This window comes from Micromonospora sp. HM134 (assembly GCF_007833915.1).
GTDB lineage: Bacteria > Actinomycetota > Actinomycetes > Mycobacteriales > Micromonosporaceae > Micromonospora > Micromonospora wenchangensis.
Genome location: NZ_CP041061.1, coordinates 7,029,221 through 7,048,005 on the forward strand (window position 1 = coordinate 7,029,221; position 18,785 = coordinate 7,048,005).

Genomic DNA, 18,785 nt, shown 5'->3' on the forward strand with positions numbered 1-18,785 from the left:
CTGACGGACGACGCGCACTTTACCTACGATGAGCCAGGTTCGGGTTACCGAGCGCCACAGGGAGATGGATTTGTCCACTGTCGTCATCAAGCGGCCACCGCGCCGGCCCGCCCCGGAGATCCCGGTCGGCGAACTGCCCGTGCAGGGTCCGCCCGAGATCCCGGTGGTCACCGGCGGGCGCTGGCAGCAGGCGCTGATGGTGCTGCCGATGCTGGGCGGCACGGTGGCGATGGCGATGATGTTCGGTCGGGGCGGCGGCGCCTACTCGTACGTGGTGGGCGGAATGTTCGGGCTCTCCTCGGTGGCGATGCTGATGACCTCCTGGGGCAGCGCCACCGGCAGCCCGAGGAAGTCGGAGATGATGGCCGCCCGTCGGGAGTACCTGCGGCACCTGGGCACCCTGCGGCGACGGGTCCGGCAGACCGCCCGGCAGCAGCGGGCCGGGCTGTACTACCGGCATCCCGACCCGGGCCGGCTCTGGTCGACGGTGGACAGCCACCGGGTCTGGGAACGCCGCCCCGGCGACCCCGACTTCGGCGTGGTGCGGGTCGCCGTCGGGCCGCAGACGCTGGCCACCCCCCTGGTGCCGCCGGTCACCCGGCCGCTTGAGGAACTGGAGCCGATGACCGCGGGGGCGCTGCGGCGGTTCCTCGACGCGTACTCGGTGGTGCCGGACCTGCCGGTGGCGCTGTCGCTGCGCAGCTTCGCCCGGGTCTTCGTCCGGGGCGGGCAGCCGGCCGGGCCGGGCGGGGGCACGACGGAGGGCGGCCCCGGCACCGGCTCACCCGACGCGCAGGCGCTGGCCCGCGCGATGCTCCTCCAGCTCGCCGTCTTCCACGCCCCCGACGAACTGCTCGTCGCCGTCTGCGCCGGCCCGGAACGGCGTCGGCACTGGGAGTGGGTGAAGTGGCTGCCGCACGCCCACCACCCGACCCGGGTCGACGCGCTCGGCCCCGTCCGGCTGGTCACCAGCTCCGCCGTCGACCTGGAACGGCTCCTCGGCGACGTGCTGGCCAGCCGGTCCCGGTTCAGCCCCGCCGGGCCGGCCACCGACGGCCCGCACGTGGTGGTGCTCCTCGACGGCGGTGACCTGACCGACGCCACCGAACTGACCGGCGACGGCGGCATCGACGCGGTCACCGTGCTCGACCTCGACACCCCGCCACCGCGCCTGCTGGACCGCTTCGCCCTGCTGCTGGAGGTCCGCGCCGGCCGGCTGCACTCCTGGTCGGCCGAGGGACACGCCGAGGTGGGCACCGCCGACCGGCTGGACGTCGTCGACGCGGAGGCCGTCGCCCGGCGGCTCGCCCCGCTGCGGCTCGCCGCCGTCGCCCGGGGCACCGAGGCCGCCCCCGGGGCCGAACCCGGCCTCCCCGAACTGCTCGGGCTGGGCGACCCGGAGGGGTTCACCGCCGACCAGGGCTGGCTGCCCCGCCCGCCCCGGGACCGGCTGCGGGTGCCGATCGGGGTCGGCCCGGACGGCGGCGCGGTCGAGCTGGACCTCAAGGAGTCGGCGCAGGACGGGATGGGCCCGCACGGGCTGCTGATCGGGGCGACCGGTTCCGGCAAGTCGGAGCTGCTGCGCACCCTGGTCCTGGCGTTGGCCGCCACGCACAGCTCGGAACAGCTCAACTTCGTCCTGGTCGACTTCAAGGGCGGGGCCACCTTCGCCTCCTTCGACCGGCTGCCGCACACCGCCGCGGTGATCACCAACCTGGTCGACGCGCTGCCGCTGGTCGACCGGATGGTGGACGCCATCAACGGTGAGCTGATGCGCCGCCAGGAGCTGCTGCGCCGGGCCGGCAACTTCGCCAGCCTGCGCGACTACGAGCGGGCCCGGACGGCCGGCGCGCCGCTCGCCCCGCTGCCGTCGCTGCTGCTGGTCTGCGACGAGTTCTCCGAACTGCTCTCGGCCAAGCCCGACTTCATCGACCTGTTCGTGCAGATCGGCCGGCTGGGCCGGTCACTCGGGGTCCACCTGCTGCTGGCCAGCCAGCGGCTGGAGGAGGGGCGGCTGCGCGGGCTGGATACCCACCTGTCGTACCGGATCGGGTTGCGGACCTTCTCGGCGCTGGAGTCCCGCACGGTGCTCGGGGTGCCGGACGCGCACGAGCTGCCCCGCTCCCCCGGGCACGGCTACCTGCGCGCCGGCACCGACCCGCTGGTCCGGTTCCGGGCCGCGTACGTCTCCGGCCCGCTGCGGCGGCACGGCGGCCCGGCCGGGGGCGGCGGCACCGGCGCGGCCCGGCTGCTCGCCTTCACCACCCATGTCGTGCCGGTGCCCGAACCGGCCGCCCCGGTGGCCCCGCCGGTCGTCGAGGAGGCGCCGGAGAGCCTGCTCGACGCGCTGGTCGGCCGGCTGGCCGGGCAGGGGCCGCCGGCCCACCAGGTGTGGCTGCCGCCGCTGGACCGGGCGCCCGCCCTGGACGAGCTGCTCGGCCCGCCCGGCGTCGACCCCGAACGGGGGCTGACCTTCGCCAACCCGGAGCTGCACGGCGGCCTCCAGGTGCCGGTGGCGGTGGTCGACAAGCCGTACGAGCAGCGACGGGACCTGCTGTGGCTGGCGCTGGGCGGGGCCGCCGGGCACGTGGCGGTGGTCGGCGCGCCGCAGAGCGGCAAGTCGCACGCGTTGCGGACGCTGGTCTGCGCGCTGGCGCTCACCCACACGCCGGCCGAGGCGCAGGTCTACTGCCTGGACTTCGGCGGCGGCGGGTTGACCGCGCTGCGGGAGCTGCCGCACGTGGGCGGGGTCGCCGGCCGGGCCGACCCGACGGTGGTCCGGCGTACGGTCGGGGAGATCGCCACGCTGCTCGCCGAGCGGGAACGCCGCTTCACCGAGCTGGGCGTGGAGTCCATGGCGGCGTGGCGCAAGCGGCGGCGGGCGCTCGCCGCCGCCGGTCAGCCCGCCGTCGACCCGTTCGGTGACGTGTTCCTCGTCGTCGACGGCTGGGCCACCCTGCGCGGCGAGTACGACGACCTGGAACCCCTGATCACCGACCTGGCCACCCGGGGCCTGTCGTACGGGGTGCACGTGGTGGCGAGCGCGGTGCGCTGGCTGGACTTCCGCCCCGGCATCCGGGACCTGTTCGGGTCCCGGATGGAGCTGCGGCTGGGTGACCCGTCCGACTCGGTGGTGAAGCGGGTGGCGGCGGCCGGCGTGCCGGAGCAGGCGGGGCGGGGCATCACCGCGCAGAGCCTGCACTTCCTCACCGCCCTGCCGCAGCTCACCGGCGGGGACACGGCGGATCTGGTGAAGGCGGTGGCGGGTGCCTGGTCGGGGCCGGCCGCGCCCCGGGTGCGGCTGCTCCCCCCGGTGCTGCCGTACGCCGACCTGGACACCACCGCCGGCACCGGGCTGGCGTTCCCGATCGGGGTCGCCGAGGCGGACCTGCGTCCGGTGCTGCTCGACTTCGCCACCGAGCCGCACTTCGTGGTCTTCGGCGACGCCGAGTGCGGCAAGTCGTCGTTCCTGCGGGCGCTGGCCACCTCGATCGTCGCGCGGTTCACCCCGGAGCAGGCCCGGGTGATCCTGGTCGACTACCGGCGCAGCCTGCTCGGCACCGTCGAGACCGACCACCTGATCGGGTACGGCACAGCAGCGGCGCACACCACCGAGCTGATCGAGTCGGTCGCCGGCTACATGCGGGGCCGGCTGCCCGGCCCGGAGGTCACCCCGGCCCAGTTGCGGGACCGTTCCTGGTGGTCCGGCCCGGAGTTGTTCATCCTGGTAGACGACTACGACCTGGTGTCCAGCGGCCCGGCGAACCCGCTGCGTGGGCTGGAGGAACACCTGCCCCAGGCCCGGGACGTCGGCCTGCACCTGGTGCTGGCCCGCCGCTGCGGTGGCGCCGGCCGCTCCCAGTACGAGCCGGTCGTGCAGCGCCTGCGGGAGTTGTCCACCGCCGGCCTGGTGATGAGCGGCAGCCCGGACGAGGGTCAGCTCGTCGGCGCGGTCCGGCCGGGGCCGTTGCCGGCGGGGCGTGGTCGGCTGGTCACCCGGCGCGAGGGGGTCCGCCTCGTTCAGCTGGCACATCTGCCGCCACCGTGATCCGGGTGTGCCGGAACGTGCCGTGTCGGCAGCCGGAACCGGTAATCTCCGAGCAGCATGTGTCCCGCGTGATGAATGGCTGACGATGTGACCAGGGTTCGGCAGGGCTCTCCGACGGCGCTGCACCGGTTCGCCGGGCGGGCGCTGCTCGGTGTCGCGGCGACCACCGTCACCGTGCTCGGCACGGCCCCGCCGCCCGCGTCCGCCGTGGCCCCGTCCTCGTCCACCCTGGTCGGGACGCGGGCCGGCAGTCCGCTGGCCGAGCCCGACTTCGCCCCGGTGCAGGCGCGTGCCGACCGGGTCCGCGACGACCAGTTCCAGCTCGACGAGTTGAACGCGGCCACCGCCTGGCGTACCTCGACCGGGCGTGGCGTCACGGTGGCGGTGATCGACTCCGGGGTGGACGGCAACCACCCCGACCTGGTCGGCCAGGTGCTGCCCGGCATGGATCTGGTCTCCCCCGGCGGCGGTGACGAGCCGGACCCGGTGGGGCACGGCACCACGGTGGCCAGCCTGATCGCCGGGCGGGGCGACGACCGGCGGGGCGTGGTCGGGCTCGCGCCGGACGCCCGTATCCTGCCCGTGCGGGTGCTCGACAACGAGAACCGGTACGACGACGCGATGATCGTCGCCCGGGGGGTGCGCTGGGCGGTCGACAACGGCGCCCGGGTGATCAACCTGTCGCTGGGCGGCAGCGGCGACAGCCCGGCCCTGGCCGCCGCGCTGGACTACGCGTTCGCCCGGGACGTGGTGGTGGTGGCCTGCACCGGCAACGTCGCCACGTCCACCACCTCGAAGGTCTGGTATCCGGCGCGGGAGCCGGGGGTGATCGCGGTGGCCGGTCTGGAACGCGACAGCGAGAACCTCTGGTCCGGTTCGATCACCGGTCACGCCACCACGTTGACCGCACCGGCGACCGGCCTGGTCGGGGCCCGCCCGCCGAGCAACTACTGGGGCGTGCAGGGCACCAGCTTCGCCGCGCCGCTGGTGACGGCGACGGCCGCCCTGGTCCGCGCCCGCTACCCGGACATGTCCGCCGGGGACGTGGTGAACCGGCTGCTGAGCACCGCGAAGGACATCGGCCCCGTCGGCCGGGACGACCGTTTCGGGTACGGCCTGGTCGACCCGGTGGCCGCGCTCACCGCCGACGTGCCGCTGATCGGCTACAACCCGTTGGACGACAACGACTCCCCCGGGGTGGTCGGGTTCGGGCCGGCCCCCGGTTCCGCCGAGGACGCCCGCGCCGGTGGCACCGGCAGCGACCCGCTCGGGTTCACCGCGCCCCGCCAGCAGACCCGGTGGACGGCGCAGCCGGCCGGCGGCGCCGACGAGGACGCCCCGCGTCGGCTGTGGACGGGTGTCGCCGTCGCGGCGGCCCTGGTCACCGGGGTCGCGTTGATGGTCCGCCGGTTCCGGCTACGGGGCCGCTGAACCGGGCCTGATTGCGGGTTCGGGTGGGTAGAGCAGGTCGCATGAGTTCCTCCGGTCCGCGTACCTCCGTGTCCCCGTCGGGCCGGTCCTGGCGGGACCGCCGCCTGGACCGGGACCACTCGCTCGGGTTGCGGCTGACGCTGGCGTCGACGGCGGCGTTCCTGGTGCTGGTGCCGTTCGCGCTGCTGGCGGTGCTGGTGGTCGGGGCCTGGCCGCCGCTGCACGACCTGGACGCGGCGGTCACCGACGCCCTGCACCGGTTCGCCGCCGACCATCCGGTGTGGGTGCGGGTGATGAAGGCGTGGACACATCTGGCCTCGCCGGGGCCGCTGCGGGTGGCCGCGTTGGTCGTGGTGGTGTGGCTGTGGCGTCGCGGGGCCCGCCGGCTGGCGCTCTGGGTGGTCACCACGATGGTCGTCGGCGGGACGTTGGGGGCGGTGCTGAAGCTGCTCGTCGGCCGGGACCGCCCGGAGCTGCTCGATCCGGTGGCGCGGGCCGCCGGGTACTCCTTCCCGTCCGGGCACGCGCTGAACGCGACCCTCGCGGCGGGGGTGCTGCTGCTGGTGTTCCTGCCGTTCACCCGGGGTCGTCCGGCGGCCCGGGTGGCGCTGTGGACGGTGGCCGTGCTGCTCGTCGGGGTGACCTGCCTGAGCCGGGTGGCGCTGGGCGTGCACTGGGCCAGCGACGTGCTCGGCGGTTGCCTGCTGGGGGTGGCGGTGGTGGCGGCCACCGCGGCGGCGTTCCGTACCTGGCGGGAGCAGGTCGGGCTGCCGGGCGGCCGGGCCACGGTCGACGGGGTGGCGCCGGAGCTGACCGACCCGCACGCGTAGCGGGCCTCCGGTCCGGGTACTGGGCGGCCATGTCAGCCATCGCTGCACAGGTCGCCAGGCGGGTGCTTCTTCCGGTGGCCCTGCTGCTCTCGTTCATGGTCCTGCTCGGGCTGCTGGTGACCCGGGTCCTCGACGACGTCTGGCCGTTCACCGTGGAGGACGCGGTCAACCGCGAGCTGGCGGCCGACCGTACCGGGGGGTGGAACGACGTCTCGTTGGTGTTCAGCACGCTGGCCAGCACCCAACTGATCGTCGTGGTCACCGTGCTGGTGGCGCTGGCGCTCCGGCTGGTGCTGCACCGTTGGCGGGAGCCGCTGTTCCTGTGCGCGGCGGTGTCCGCCCAGGCGCTGGTCTTCCTGCTCACCACGATGGCGATCGACCGTCGGCGGCCGGCGGTGGAGCACATGGACGTCTCCCCGCCGACGTCGAGTTTCCCGTCCGGCCACACCTCGGCGGCGGTCGCCCTCTATGTCGGCATCGCGCTGCTGCTGGCGCTGCGGGCCCGCAGCACCGCCGGCAAGGTCACCTGGTGGACGCTGCTGGTGCTGGTCCCGGTCGGGGTGGCGCTGACCCGGATGTACCGGGGCATGCACCATCCGAGCGACGTGGTGGCGTCCTTCGTCAACGGCGGCACCTGCGTGGCGATCATGGCGCGGGCGGTGCTCGACAGGTCACTGACCTGGGGTCGGGCCAAGCTGCCCGGCCTCACCCCGGCCGGCGGTGACGCCCCGGCCACCGCGCCGGCCGGCGGCTGACCACCCCCGGCCCCGGCCGGTCGGGCCGCGTCCGGGGGCTCAGGTGCAGTCGCCGGTGCCCACTCCCCGGGTACGCTCCGCGCCGGCCAGCGCCACCGGCCGGGCCTCCTCGGCGGTCACCGCGAAGCCGGTGTTCGGGTCGTCCGCCGCCGCCGCGAAGATCACCCCGAGCACCAGCCCGTTGGAGGAGACCAGCGGCCCGCCGGAGTTCCCGCTGCGCACCAGCGCCCGGATCGTGTAGATCTCCCGGTTGACCTTGCTGGCGTTGTAGATGTCCGGGCCCTCGATCCGGTCGACGTCGCGGATGCGGGCCGGGCGGGCGTCGTACGGGCCGTCGAGCGGGAAGCCCAGCACGATCGCGTCCGCGCCGCTGCCGGCCTGCCCGGCGGCGAAGCGCAGGGACGGACCGGGCAGCCCCGGCACGTGCAGCACGGCGAGGTCGCGGTCCGGGTCGTAGACGACGACCACGCCGTCGTACCGTTCGCCGCGCAGTTCGACCGCGACGGAGCGGGTGCCGGCGACGACGTGCGCGTTGGTCATCACCCGGTCGTCGGCGTAGACGAAGCCGGAACCCTCGATGCGGCGCGAGCAGCTCGGCGCGGACCCGAGCACCTTCACCACCGCCCGCTGGCTGTTCGCCACCACCTGCGAGCCGGCCAGCGCCGGGTCCGGCGGGGCGACCTGCCGGGCCGAGGTGCGCCCCAGCCCGTTGAAGACGTCGGGGAAACCGTTGGTGTCGACGGTGTCGCGCAGCGCCGTGGACAGCTCCTGGGCCTGGTCGGGCAGGACCCGGTCCACCACGGTCAGCAACGCGCTGTTCTTGACCGAGGCGGCCAGCCAGGGCAGCGACGAGGAACCCAGCGGCACGGCGACCAGCCAGGCCACCAGCATCACCGCGAGGATCGAGACGAACGCGCCGCCGATGTCGTCGGCCCGCTTGGCGACGTCGTTGGTGATCGTGCGCCGCAGGTGGGAGCCGAGCCAGCCGGCCAGCGCCTGACCGAGGACGGCGAGCCCGAAGACGGCGACCAGGGAGACCAGCACCCGCGTCCCGCTGTCGATGAACTGGCGGGCCAGCATCGGCCCGAGCTGGAGGCCGATGAGCGCGCCCAGGAAGAACCCCGAGAACGACAGCGCCCCGATGACGAAGCCCTGACGGTATCCGCTGATCGCGAACACGAGCATGAGCAGGAGCAGAACGAGATCCACGGCCGACACCGGTCAAGGGTACGTGCACCGGACACCGGTACGGCGCTGCGGCTGCGGAACGTGATGGTCAGGTCAGCGGACCGGCCAACTCGTCGGCCCTGTCGGTGCCGGCGGAGGGGGCCGGGGTGGCACCGGTCGGCGGCAGCTCGACCACCCGCGAGCGGGGCCAGGGGCGGGCCCACCCGGCCATCTCCAGCAGCGCGGCGAGCACCCCGGCGGTGAAGCCCCAGACCAGCATCCCCCGGACGGAGAACGCCGGGCCGGTCCAGCCGCTGGGGTGGCGGACCCGCATCCGGTTGGCCGGGTCGACCAGTTCGGCGACGGGCAGCCGGGCCACGTGCGCCACCTCGGCCGGTTCCCGGGGGTGCACCGGGTGCGGGCTGTGCCACCAGGCCAGCACCGGGGTAACCACGAACTCGCTTACCGGAATCCAGAGCCTCGGCAGTTCGGCGAGGACGGTCACGCTGGCCGGGTCGAGGTCGACCTCCTCGTTGGCCTCACGTAGCGCGGTGGCCCGCGCGTCGGCGTCCCCCGGGTCGGCCGCGCCGCCGGGGAAGGCCGGCTGGCCGGCGTGGTTGCGCAGGGTGGCGGCCCGCTGGAGGATCAGCACGTCGGGGCCGACGCCGGGTTCCTCGCCGAGCAGCACCAGCACCGCGCTCTCCCGGCCGCCCTGCTCGGGGGTGGTCAGCCGGGTGAAGTCCTCGGCCCGGGCGGTGCCGAGCCGGCCCAGCAGCGGATCGAACCAGGACGGCGGACGGCGGTTCATCGGGTCGACCCGGCACCGGCGGTCGGTCTCACGCGGGCACCACCAGGCCGAGGTGCCGGCGGACCAGGTCGGCGAGGCGGGCGTCGTCCAGCGCGCCGGAGGTGTCGGTGTGCGCGATCCGCCCCTGCGCGTCCACCAGCAGGGTCAGCGGCACCGCCGTGCGGCGCAGCTCCCGTTGCAGGGCCTCGCCCTGGTCGAACAGGACCGGGAAGCGGATGCCGAAGTCCTCGCCGATGGCCTGTGCGCCGTCCCGGCTGTCCCGGCTGTTCACCCCGATCACCTGGAGCTGGCCGGCGGCGCGGACGCTGAGCCGTTGGAAGGCCGGCAGTTCCTGGCGGCAGGGCGGGCACCAGGAGGCCCACACGTTGATCACGGCCGGGCCGTGGATGTCGCGCAGCGCCACCGGGGCCCCACCGGTGAAGCAGGAGAGCACCAGTTCGGGCAGCGGGCTGCCGGTGTCGGCGACGGCGGACCCGGTCGGCGTGGGGGTCGGGCCGGGCGCGGTGGTGAGGGTGGCGCAGTCGGCGAACGGCGAGGGGCGCGCGGCGCGGGTGGGGCCGGTGGCGGAGCCCTCCCCGCCGCCGGTGGCGGTGCAGCCGGCGAGCACCAGCAGCACCGGGACGAGCAGCGCGGCGAGCCGGGGCTTCACGGCGCCTCCGCGACGACGGCCTGCGCCGGCACCAGCTCCGGGTCGACCCCGGCGGCGACCGCGAGGTCCCGGGCGCGGGGGCCCTTGAGCAGCTTGGCGGCGGCGGCCGGCTCGGTCGGCCCGAGCCCGTACGACGGGCAGAGCCGGGTGAGGGTGCACGCCCCGCAGGCGGGCTTGCGGGCGTGGCAGACCCGCCGGCCGTGGAAGATGATCCGGTGGGAGAGCATGGTCCACTCCCGCTTCGGGAACATCGCCCCGATCTCGTGTTCGATCTTGACCGGATCGGTCTGGATGGTCAGCCCCCACCGCTGCACCAGCCGCTGGAAGTGGGTGTCGACGGTGATCCCCGGGACGTCGAAGGCGTTGCCGAGGATCACGTTGGCCGTCTTGCGGCCGATCCCGGGCAGCGTCACCAGGTCGGCCAGCCGGCCGGGGACCCGGCCGTCGTACCGCTCGGTCAGGGCCTGCCCCAGCTTGATCAGCGAGTCGGTCTTGTTGCGGTAGAACCCGGTCGGCCGGATCAGCTCCTCCAGCTCGGCCCGGTCGGCCCCGGCGTAGTCGGCGGCCGTCGGGTAGCGGGCGAACAGCTTCGGGGTGACCTCGTTGACCTTCTTGTCGGTGCACTGCGCGGAGAGGATCGTGGCGACGGCCAGCTCCAACGCGGTGGTGTGGTCCAGTTCGCAGTGGGCGTCGGGGTGCGCCTCGGTCAGCGCCCGGCCGATCCGCCGGGCGCGCCGGGTGCGGCCGAGATCCGTCTCGACCCGGCCGGGAGAGCTGATGGTCACGCCGGCCAGCCTACGTCGCCGCCCCGACAGGCCGCCGGACCACGCCCCCGGTCAGCCGGCGTCGGGCGGGCTGATCTTCCCCTTGCCGTCGAACCGGGCGGCGGTACGCGGGAAGTCGTTGGTGCTGAGCTGCTTGACCAGGCCGAGCCCCTGCCCGGCGGGGTCCATCCCCGGCTTGCCCACCGAACTCATCCGGGTGGAGGTGAACGAGCCACCGGCGAAGCTGCCGTCGGGCTTGAGCGAGACCTTCAGCACCCCGCCCCAGCCGAGCCGGCCGGTCGGGTTTAGCGACCGGGCGCCCCCGGCGAAGTTGCCCAGGCTGTAGGCGATCAGCCGGCCCTGGTAGAACTCCATCCCGCGCAGCACGTGCGGGCCGTGCCCGACGATCAGGTCGGCCCCGGCGTCGATCATGGCGTGGGAGAACTTCACCGGGTCGCCCCGGTTCTCGCCGAGGAACATCTCGGTGCCGGGGCGGACCCGGGTCTTGTCCGACCCCTCGCCACCCATGTGCACCTGCACCACGACCAGGTCGGCCATCGTCGTGGCCTTCTCGACGACCCCCTTGGCGGCGTCGATGTCGACCAGGCTGTTGGACCACGGGTACGACGAGAAGCCGGCCACCGCGACCTTCACCCCCTCGACCTCGACCACGGTGATCTGGTCGGGTGCGCCGGTGTGCTTGAGGCCGTGCTTCTCCAGCGCCTGCTGGGTGTTCTCGTAGCCCTGCGGGCCGAAGTCGTAGCCGTGGTTGTTGGCCTGGTTGAGCAACTGGAAACCGGCGTCCTTGAGGTGGCCCGCGTACTCCGGCGGGACCCGGAACTGGTAGCAGTTGCTGGAGTTCGCGCCGCACTTGCCGGTGCCGGTGTCGGTGGTGAGCGGCTCCTCCAGGTTGCCCATCACCAGGTCGGCCTTGAGCGCGCCCTTGACCTCGTCGAAGAAGCCCTTGCCGCCGTTTGCGGGCAGCCGGGACGGGGCCATCCCCATGACGATGTCCCCGGTCGCCGACAGGGTGATCGCCTCGGTCTTGCCGGCCGCCCCGGTGGTCGGCACCGGGGAGCCGGTGGCGCCACCGCCGCCGCCCGGCCGCCAGACCGGGTCCGGGCTGTCGGACGACTGGCCGCAGCCGGCGAGGAGCACGGCGAGCAGCGCGCCGCAGGCGAGCGCGGTGCGGCGGCGGGGACGGGGCTGGAGGAAGGCGGCAGAGTACATCGCCCGCGACGCTACCGGGTGGCCAATCGACCGACGACGGGCCGATCGGACGGAAGTTCAGCCCGTCCGCCGCTGCGACCACGGGACGCAGGGCACCGCGCCGCCGTCCCGGACGGCCGCGTGGACGGCGCGGGCGAGCGGCGCGCCCCAGGTCGACCGGGGTCCGCCGTACGGCTCCGCCGGGTCGCCCGCCGGGCAGAGCACGGTGACCGCGTCGGTGGGGGTGCCGGTGCCGGGCAGGCCCAGTTCCCCGATCGCCTGGCACTTGGCCTCGGTGGCGGTGGCGACGGCGTTCACCAGCGCCGCGTCGCCGAGCGCCGCCGGCACGTACACCACGATGTTGACCGTTCCCACCCGCTGCGCCGGGGCGTGGGCGGGGTCCGGGGCGGCGGCCCACAGGGGGGTGCCGAGGCCGACGGTGGCCCAGGCCCGGACCCCGGTGTCGGTCCGGGTCACCACCTCGGCGACGTCCACGCCGGTGAGCAGGCCGACCCCGGGCCCGTCGAGGTCGAACCGGTCGGCGAGCGCGGCCAGGTGGGCCGCCGGGTCGTCCCGGTGGTACGACATCGGCACGGTCGCGTTGACCACCCAGTTGCGCGGGCCGACGCCGCCACCGAGCGGGCCGGAGCTGACCGACCGCAGCGGGGCGCGGGCCCGCCACACGAGCACCGGAATGTCCCACCCGTCCTCGGGGCGGTGGGTCAGCACCGGGTCGCTCAGCACCCGGACACCCTACGACCGGCGGCGGCGAACCCCGGTGACCAGGTGGTTCGGGCGGACGATCATAGTGCCCGATCGGGTCGGTGAGGTTACGCCCAACGATCAAGATTCCAGGGGTGCAGCTCTGATTCGTCCTCACGTGCGCCTAGACTTGGCGGCGCGCGAGGGATCAGCGGACGGCGGACCCGGCCGAGGGACGGCAACGCGCAACCGGAGGTGCGCGATGGACGAGGTACTGGCCCGCAGCGGGATCTTCCAGGGTGTCGACCCGGAGGCTGCCGAGGCGCTCGCCAAGGAGATGGAGACGATCGACGTCCGCAAGGGCGAGATCGTCTTCAACGAGGGCGAGCCCGGCGACAGTCTCTACATCCTCCTGTCAGGCAAGATCAAGGTCGGGCGTCGGGCAGCCGACGGCCGGCAGAACCTGATCGCGGTGATGGGCCCGTCGGACATGGTCGGTGAGCTGTCGCTCTTCGACCCCGGCCCGCGTACGGCCACCGCCACCGCGGTCACCGACACCCGCTTGGTCCGGCTGCGCAAGCAGGCGCTGCGGCCCTGGCTGAACAACCGGCCCGAGATCGCCGAGCAGCTGCTGCGGGTGCTCGCCCGCAGGCTGCGCCGGACGAACGACTCGCTGGCCGATCTGATCTTCACCGACGTGCCGGGCCGGGTCGCCAAGAACCTGCTCCAGATGGCCGGCCGGTTCGGCACCCGTGACGGCGGCGTGCTGCGGGTGACCCACGACCTGACCCAGGAGGAGATCGCCCAGCTCGTCGGCGCCTCCCGGGAGACGGTCAACAAGGCGCTCGCCGACTTCGCCTCGCGGGGCTGGCTGCGGCTGGACGGCAAGAGCATCATCATCCTCGACCCGGAGCGCCTCGCCCGCCGCGCCCGGGTCTGACCGGACGTACGCACCCCGAGCCGGGGCCGCCCCGACCGGCGGCCCTGGCTCGTCGGCATTCCGGCCCGGTGACTGTTCCGCCTGCCCCTACGGCGGGCCCGGTCGATCGGGTCAGCGACGGCGCGCTCTGCCCGCCGCAGAATCTCTCGACAACCCGCTCCGCCGGACGCGACCCTGGACCGGTGCTGGAACGGGTCGCAGTGCTCTCCGACGTCCACGGCGCGCTACCCGCGCTGGAGGCGGTGCTGGCCGAGCCGGAGGTGGCCGCCGCCGACCTGATCGTGGTCACCGGTGACGTGGCGGCCGGCCCGCAGCCGGTCGAGGTGCTGGACCTGCTGGCCGGGCTGGGTGACCGGGTCCGCTGGGTGCGCGGCAACGCCGACCGGGAGCTGGTGCAGGCCCGCGCCGGCCGGCCGTCGGAGCACGACGTCTCGAACTGGGCGGCCGGCCAGCTCCGGGCCGACCAGGTGGACCTGCTGGGCGCGCTGCCGCTGACGCTCACCCTCCCGGTCGCCGGCCTCGGCCCGGTGCTCTTCTGCCACGCCACGCCCCGCGACGACGAGGAGGTGGTGCTGGTCGACTCCCGGCCGGCCCGCTGGGCCGAGGTGTTCGCCGGGCTGCCCGCGCAGGTGCGCACCGTGGTCTGCGGGCACACCCACATGCCGTTCACCCGGCTGGTCGACCGCCGTCTGGTGGTCAATCCGGGCAGCGTGGGCATGCCGTACGGCGGGCCGGGGGCGTACTGGGCGCTGCTCGGCCCGGGGGTGCAGCTCCGCCGTACGGCGTTTGACGTCGACGCGGCCTGCGCCCGGGTCGCCGCCGGGTCGGGCTATCCGGACGCCGCCGCCTGGGCGGACGAGTACCTGCGCTCCCGGCACAGCGACCTCGACGCGCTCACCGCCTTCGCCCCGCGCGACGGCCGCTGACCGGCCACCGGGACCGGGGGCGGCGCGGTGGGCCCCGACGGGTCACCCGGAGCCGAAAAAGTCAGGCTTGACTGTTTGTTTCGACGGCGGCACGCTGTTCCCGTGTCCACCCCGGCGACCCGCGTCCCCCAGCAGGAACGCAGCCGCGCCACCCAGGCCCGGCTGCTGGAGGCGACTGTCGACTGCCTCGTGCGGTACGGCTGGTCGGGCACCACCACGACCGTGGTCGCCGCCCACGCCGGCGTCTCCCGGGGCGCCCAACTACACCACTACCCCACCAAGGCGGCCCTGGTCACCGCCGCCGTCGCCCACCTCGCCGAGCGACGCGCCGAGGAGCTACGCGTCGAGGCCGAGGCGCTGCCGGTCGGGTCGCAACGCCTCGACCGGGTGGTCGACCTGCTCGGCGTCGCCTTCACCGGGCCGCTCTTCGTCGCCGCGCTGGAGCTGTGGGTGGCCGCCCGCACCGACCCGGAACTGCGCGACGCGCTGGTGCCGCTGGAGGCGCGGGTAGGCCGGGAGATGCACCGGCTCACCGTGGCGCTGCTCGACGTGGACGAGCGCCGCCCCGGCGTCCGCGAGGCCGTGCAGGCCACCCTCGACCTGCTGCGCGGGCTCGGCGTGGCCAACCTGCTCAACGACGACTCGGTCCGGCGTACCGCCCTGCTGCGCACCTGGAAACGCCAGCTCGCCACCCTGCTCGCCCCCACAGCGGCAGCACCCGGCCACGACGACCCGACCTGACCCGTACTCACCGGCCCACCCGACCGGAGGCACCATGGTCGACCCGACCGCACTGCTCGTCGACCTGACCGACGAGTCCGACCAGCTCGACGCGCTCGTCGCCGCACTGCCCGCCGGGGCGTGGACGCGACCGACCCCCGCCCCCGGCTGGACCGTCGCCCACCAGATCGCCCACCTCGCCTGGACCGACCACGTGGCCCGGCTGGCCGCCACCGACCCGACGGCGTTCCACGCCTCGGTCACCTCGGCCCCCGATCCGGGGCGGCTGGTCGACGACGGCGCGACGGCGTTCCTGGCCCCGCCCGACGTGCTGCTCGACCGCTGGCGCAGCGGCCGGGCCGCGCTCGCCACCGCCCTCGCCGCCGTCCCCGCCGGGGAGAAGCTGCCCTGGTACGGCACCCGGATGTCGGCCGCCTCGATGGCCACCGCCCGGATCATGGAGACCTGGGCCCACGGCGAGGACGTCGCCGAGGCGCTCGACGTCACCCGTACCCCGACGGTGCGGCTGCGGCACGTCGCGCACCTCGGGTTCCGTACCCTCGGGCACGGCTTCGCCGTCCACGGCCGCCCGGTGCCAACGACGCCGGTGCGGGTCGAACTCGGCGCACCCGACGGGTCGCGCTGGGCCTTCGGGCCGGCCGACGCGACGGACCGGGTCGTCGGCCCGGCGCTCGACTTCTGCCTGCTGGTGACCCAGCGCCGGCACCGCGCCGACCTCGCGCTGGTCGCCACCGGCCCGACCGCCGACGCCTGGCTCGACGTGGCCCAGTCCTTCGCCGGCCCGCCGGGGGCCGGCCGCGCACCCCGCGCGAGCGCAGCCGGGACGGCCGTCCGGTGACCGGGGTGCTGCGGGTCGGCAACGCCTCCGGCTTCTACGGCGACCGGTTCACCGCCTGGCGGGAGATGCTCGACGGTGGTGAGCTGGACGTGCTGACCGGCGACTACCTGGCCGAGCTGACCATGCTGATCCTCGGCCGGGACCGGCTACGCGATCCCGGCCTCGGCTATGCGAAGACCTTCCTCCGCCAGCTCGAAGGGTGTCTCGGCACCGCCCTCGACCGGGGGGTACGGATCGTCACCAACGCGGGCGGGTTGAACCCGGCCGGGCTGGCCGCCGCGATCGGCGCGCTCGCCGACCGGCTCGGCCTCGCCGTCCGGGTCGCCCACGTCGAGGGTGACGCCCTGGCCCGACCCGACGCGCTCACCGCCAACGCCTACCTCGGCGCGTTCGGCATCGCCGCCTGCCTCGACGCCGGGGCGGACGTGGTGGTCACCGGCCGGGTCACCGACGCCTCGCTGGCGGTCGGGCCGGCCATCGCCCGGTTCGGCTGGGGGCGGGACGACCTGGACGCGCTGGCCGGGGCGACCGTCGCCGGGCACCTGATCGAGTGCGGGGCGCAGGTCACCGGGGGCAACTTCAGCTTCTTCACCGAGCTGCCCGACGGCGGGCACCGGCCCGGCTTCCCGATCGCCGAGATCCACCCGGACGGCTCGTCGGTGCTCACCAAGCACCCCGGCACCGGCGGCGCGGTCACCGTCGAGACGGTCACCGCCCAACTGTTGTACGAGGTGGGCGGCCCCGACTACCTCGGCCCGGACGTGGTGACCCGGCTGGACACGGTACGGCTGCACCCCGACGGGCCGGACCGGGTCCGGGTGGACGGGGTCCGGGGCACCCCGCCGCCGGCCACCCTCAAGGTGGGCGTCAACAACCTGGGCGGTTTCCGCAACGCGATGACGTTCGTGCTCTGCGGGTTGGACGTACCGGCCAAGGCCGCCCTGGTCCGGGGGCAGATCGAGGCGGCGGTCGGCGCGGACGGGCTGGAGTTCACGCTGGCCCGTACCGACCACGTCGACGCGGTCGACACCGAGACGGCGAGCGCGCTGCTGCACGTACACCTGCGCGACGGTGACCGGGCGCGGGCCGGGCGGGCGTTCTCGGCGGCGGCGGTGGAACTGGCCCTCGCCTCCTATCCCGGGTGCACGCTGACCACCCTGCCCGGCGACGCCACCCCGTACGGGGTCTTCACCGCCGACGCGGTGCCGCAGGCCGACGTGCCGCACGTGGCCGTCCTGCCGGACGGCACCCGGCTGCCGGTCCCCCCGCCCCGGACCGTGACCCCGGCCGGGACGCCGCCCGGGGCCGGGCCGGCGGGCCCGGCTCCGGCCGCCGGGCCGACCCGGCGGGGGCCGCTGGGTGAGCTGGTCGGGGCGCGGTCGGGCGACAAGGGTGGCGACGCCAACCTCGGTGTCTGGGCCCGCACCGACCCGTCCTGGGAGTGGCTGCGGGAGTGGTTGACCGTCGAGCGGCTGGCCGAACTGCTGCCCGAGACCGCCCCGTTGACCGTCGAGCGGTACGAGCTGCCGAACCTGCGGGCGGTCAACTTCGTGATCCGGGGCCTGCTCGGGGCCGGGGTGGCCGCCTCCACCCGGTTCGACCCGCAGGCCAAGGCGCTCGGCGAGCTGCTCCGCTCCCGCATCGTCGACCTGCCCGCCGCCCTCGCCCCCGGACCACCCGCAGCCGGGCCGGGCGGACCGGCCGGGGAGGGGGACCGGTGACGATCGTGGACACGCCGGAGCGGCGGCAGCTGCGGGAGTTGACCCGGGCCTTCGTGACCCGCGAGGTGCTGCCGCACCTGGCCGACTGGGAACGGGCCGGCGAGGTCCCCCGCACGCTGCACGTCACCGCCGCGAAGCTCGGCCTGCTCGGCATCGGCTTCCCCGAGTCGGTCGGGGGCAGCGGCGGCGACCTGCTCGACTCGATCGTGGTCACCGAAGAGATCATCCGCTCCGGCGGCTCGTCCGGGCTGGTCGCGGCGCTGTTCACACACGGCATCGCGCTGCCGCACATCGTCGCGGCGGCCGGTGGGCGAACCGGCGGCACGCTCGGTGGCCGGCTCGCCGCCCGACCCTCGGCCGCCGACGACCCGCTGGTCACCCGGTACGTCCGGCCGACGCTGGCGGGCGAGCTGATCGGCGCGCTAGCGATCACCGAACCGGACGGCGGCTCCGACGTCGCCTCGATCCGCACCACCGCCCGCCGCGACGGCGACCACTACCTGGTCAACGGGTCGAAGACGTACGTCACCAGCGGGGTACGCGCCGACTTCGTCACCACGGCGGTCTGCGGCGACTTCCCCGGCAGCGGGTCGCTGCACCTGCTGGTGATCGACAAGGGCACCCCCGGGTTCACCGTCGGCAGGAAGCTGGACAAGCTCGGCTGGCACTGCTCGGACACGGCCGAGCTGTCCTTCGTCGACGTGCGGGTGCCGGTGGCCAACCGGATCGGTGAGGAGGACACCGGCTTCCTGGCGGTCATGCAGAACTTCGCCACCGAGCGGCTCTCCCTGGCCACCCAGGCGTACGCGACCGCGCAGCGCTGCGTGGAGCTGGCGACCCGCTGGTGCCGGGACCGGTCCACGTTCGGCCGTCCGTTGGCCAGCCGGCAACTGGTCCGGCACCGGCTGGCCGAGATGCACACCCGCGCCGAGGCGGCCCGCGCGTACGTGCACCAGGTGGCCGCCCGGGTGGCGGCGGGCGAGCCGGTGGTGACCGAGGTGGCGATGGCGAAGAACGTCGCGGTGGCCGCCTGCGACCAGGTGGTCGACGCGGCGCTGCAACTGCACGGCGGCTTCGGCTACCTGCGCGACGCCGAGGTGGAGCGGCACTACCGGGACGCCCGCATCCTCGGCATCGGCGGCGGCACCACCGAGATCATGAACGAGATCATCGCCAAGGGCCTGGGCCTGTGAGCGCGAGCAGCGGGCCGGGCCGGCGAGTCCTGCCGCCGCGACCGACAGCGGGCCCTGGGTGCC

The 18,785-nt window shown here is 74.9% G+C and carries 16 protein-coding genes; 10 read left to right on the plus strand and 6 right to left on the minus strand.

Features of this window, described 5'->3' with window-relative positions; translation table 11 throughout:
- Positions 1–70: 70 nt before the first annotated feature.
- The 4 genes from eccCa (at position 71) to FJK98_RS30635 (ending at position 7,064) form a co-directional block, all read left to right on the plus strand.
- Positions 71–4,048 carry a type VII secretion protein EccCa gene (eccCa, locus tag FJK98_RS30620; protein WP_145922116.1) on the plus strand — a complete coding sequence of 1,326 codons (3,978 nt, stop codon included), beginning with the start codon at positions 71–73 and terminating at the stop codon, positions 4,046–4,048.
- Positions 4,049–4,123: 75 nt separating this feature from the next.
- Positions 4,124–5,479, plus strand: coding sequence for a type VII secretion-associated serine protease mycosin (gene mycP, locus FJK98_RS30625; protein WP_168222575.1), 1,356 nt, complete (start codon positions 4,124–4,126; stop codon positions 5,477–5,479).
- A 41-nt stretch (positions 5,480–5,520) separates the two neighbouring features.
- Positions 5,521–6,309: a phosphatase PAP2 family protein gene (locus FJK98_RS30630; RefSeq protein ID WP_145922117.1), complete on the plus strand. Its 789-nt coding sequence runs from the start codon at positions 5,521–5,523 to the stop codon at positions 6,307–6,309.
- Positions 6,310–6,338: 29 nt separating this feature from the next.
- Positions 6,339–7,064, plus strand: coding sequence for a phosphatase PAP2 family protein (locus tag FJK98_RS30635; RefSeq protein ID WP_145922118.1), 726 nt, complete (start codon positions 6,339–6,341; stop codon positions 7,062–7,064).
- A 39-nt stretch (positions 7,065–7,103) separates the two neighbouring features.
- Here the strand turns inward: FJK98_RS30635 and FJK98_RS30640 are convergent, their stop codons facing one another.
- The 6 genes from FJK98_RS30640 to FJK98_RS30665 are packed head-to-tail and all read right to left on the minus strand — an operon-like array spanning position 7,104 to position 12,405.
- Positions 7,104–8,282, minus strand: a complete 1,179-nt coding sequence (locus tag FJK98_RS30640) for a MarP family serine protease (protein ID WP_088643850.1) — start codon at positions 8,280–8,282, stop codon at positions 7,104–7,106.
- Between the two features lie 58 nt (positions 8,283–8,340).
- Positions 8,341–9,039 (minus strand): CoA pyrophosphatase, encoded by a 699-nt coding sequence (locus tag FJK98_RS30645; protein WP_145922119.1) that lies wholly within the window; start codon positions 9,037–9,039, stop codon positions 8,341–8,343.
- Positions 9,040–9,067: 28 nt separating this feature from the next.
- The gene (locus FJK98_RS30650) at positions 9,068–9,688 is read right to left on the minus strand and encodes a TlpA disulfide reductase family protein (RefSeq protein WP_145922120.1); all 621 of its coding nucleotides are present in this window, start codon (positions 9,686–9,688) and stop codon (positions 9,068–9,070) included.
- Positions 9,685–10,503, minus strand: coding sequence for an endonuclease III (gene nth / locus FJK98_RS30655; RefSeq protein ID WP_145922121.1), 819 nt, complete (start codon positions 10,501–10,503; stop codon positions 9,685–9,687). Before nth ends, FJK98_RS30650 begins: the two co-directional genes overlap by 4 nt.
- A gap of 21 nt (positions 10,504–10,524) precedes the next feature.
- Positions 10,525–11,682: a CapA family protein gene (locus FJK98_RS30660; RefSeq protein ID WP_145922122.1), complete on the minus strand. Its 1,158-nt coding sequence runs from the start codon at positions 11,680–11,682 to the stop codon at positions 10,525–10,527.
- Positions 11,683–11,739: 57 nt separating this feature from the next.
- Complete coding sequence (locus tag FJK98_RS30665; RefSeq protein ID WP_145922123.1) at positions 11,740–12,405, minus strand: adenosylcobinamide amidohydrolase; 666 nt, start codon at positions 12,403–12,405, stop codon at positions 11,740–11,742.
- 220 nt (positions 12,406–12,625) lie between these two features.
- Between FJK98_RS30665 and FJK98_RS30670 the strand changes: the two genes are divergently transcribed.
- The 6 genes from FJK98_RS30670 (at position 12,626) to FJK98_RS30695 (ending at position 18,722) form a co-directional block, all read left to right on the plus strand.
- Positions 12,626–13,303 (plus strand): Crp/Fnr family transcriptional regulator, encoded by a 678-nt coding sequence (locus tag FJK98_RS30670; protein ID WP_067306583.1) that lies wholly within the window; start codon positions 12,626–12,628, stop codon positions 13,301–13,303.
- Positions 13,304–13,485: 182 nt separating this feature from the next.
- Positions 13,486–14,229 carry a metallophosphoesterase gene (locus FJK98_RS30675; RefSeq protein WP_145922124.1) on the plus strand — a complete coding sequence of 248 codons (744 nt, stop codon included), beginning with the start codon at positions 13,486–13,488 and terminating at the stop codon, positions 14,227–14,229.
- A gap of 102 nt (positions 14,230–14,331) precedes the next feature.
- On the plus strand, positions 14,332–14,970 hold the full coding sequence (locus FJK98_RS30680; protein ID WP_145922125.1) for a TetR/AcrR family transcriptional regulator: 639 nt from the start codon (positions 14,332–14,334) through the stop codon (positions 14,968–14,970).
- 34 nt (positions 14,971–15,004) lie between these two features.
- The gene (locus tag FJK98_RS30685) at positions 15,005–15,808 is read left to right on the plus strand and encodes a TIGR03084 family metal-binding protein (protein WP_145922126.1); all 804 of its coding nucleotides are present in this window, start codon (positions 15,005–15,007) and stop codon (positions 15,806–15,808) included.
- Between the two features lie 65 nt (positions 15,809–15,873).
- Entirely contained in the window at positions 15,874–17,529 is a 1,656-nt protein-coding gene (locus tag FJK98_RS30690) for an acyclic terpene utilization AtuA family protein (RefSeq protein WP_240763090.1), read from the plus strand.
- Positions 17,526–18,722, plus strand: coding sequence for an acyl-CoA dehydrogenase family protein (locus FJK98_RS30695; RefSeq protein ID WP_145922128.1), 1,197 nt, complete (start codon positions 17,526–17,528; stop codon positions 18,720–18,722). The genes FJK98_RS30690 and FJK98_RS30695 overlap by 4 nt, the downstream gene beginning before the upstream one ends.
- Positions 18,723–18,785 lie beyond the last annotated feature (63 nt).